The organism is Microbispora hainanensis, assembly GCF_006874475.1.
Taxonomy (GTDB): domain Bacteria; phylum Actinomycetota; class Actinomycetes; order Streptosporangiales; family Streptosporangiaceae; genus Microbispora; species Microbispora hainanensis.
Window position 1 is genome coordinate 1 of the sequence record NZ_VIRM01000151.1, and the last position, 1,070, is coordinate 1,070.

Here is a 1,070-nt window from a genome sequence, read left to right on the forward strand (position 1 = left end):
ACGGTGAAGGATCGTATCGTGCAGGCCGCGCTCAAGGCGGTGCTGGAACCGATCTTCGAGGCCGACTTCCTGCCGGTCTCCTACGGGTTCCGGCCCCACCGCCGCGCGCAGGACGCGATCGAGGAGATCGTCTACCTGGCTCGGCGTGGTTACCACGTTGTGCTGGAGGCCGACATCGAGGCGTGTTTCGATCAGATCGACCACGCCGCGTTGATGAACCGCATCCGATCCAGGATCTCCGACAAGCGCGTCCTGGCATTGGCGAAGGCGTTCCTCAAGGCCGGGGTGATGAACCACGGCCTGTTCAAGGACAGCCTCACCGGCGCTCCCCAGGGCGGGATCCTCTCCCCGCTGCTGGCCAACATCGCCCTGACGGCACTGGACGAGCACTTTCACACCCAGTGGCACACCCTGATGGGCACCGACTACCAGCGCACCAAACGTAGACGATCGGGGCAGGGCAACTGGCGGCTGATCCGCTACGCCGACGACTTCGTCGTCATGGTGTCCGGACCGGTCCACCATGCCGAGGACCTACGCGAGCAGATCTCGGAGGTCCTGGCCCGACTCGGCCTGCGTCTGTCAGCGGAGAAGACCCGCGTGGTCCACATCGACGACGGCTTCGACTTTCTCGGCCAGACCATCCGCCGCCAGCGGAAACGCGGCACCGACAAGCTCGTCGTCTACACCAGGCCCTCCAAAAGAGCCATCCAGGCGATCAAGGACCGGGTCTCGGAACGGACCTACAGGTACACGCTCAACCAGAGTCTGGGCACGCTCTTGATGAGCCTGAACCGGACCCTGGCCGGGTGGGCGAACTACTTCAGGCACGGCGTGTCAAAGAAGACCTTCGCCGCGATCGACCACCACGCGTGGCACCGGATCGCCCGATGGCTCCTTCGCAAACACCGGATTCCCCGCAGTCAACTACGGAGATTCTGCGACCAGGGCTGGAGATTCGCCGAGGGATCAGTGGCCTTCCGCGGCGCATCCAGCGTCACGATTGTCCGCTACCGATACCGCGGAGCGACCATTCCATCTCCGTGGGCCATCGAACCGGCAGCCGCCCC

General features: G+C 64.7%; 1 protein-coding gene. It reads left to right on the forward strand.

The window, feature by feature from the left end:
* Window positions 1–18: 18 nt before the first annotated feature.
* Window positions 19–1,070, forward strand: a 1,052-nt coding sequence (locus tag FLX08_RS39925) for a reverse transcriptase domain-containing protein (RefSeq protein WP_244313247.1), incomplete at its 3' end; no start/stop codon positions are given.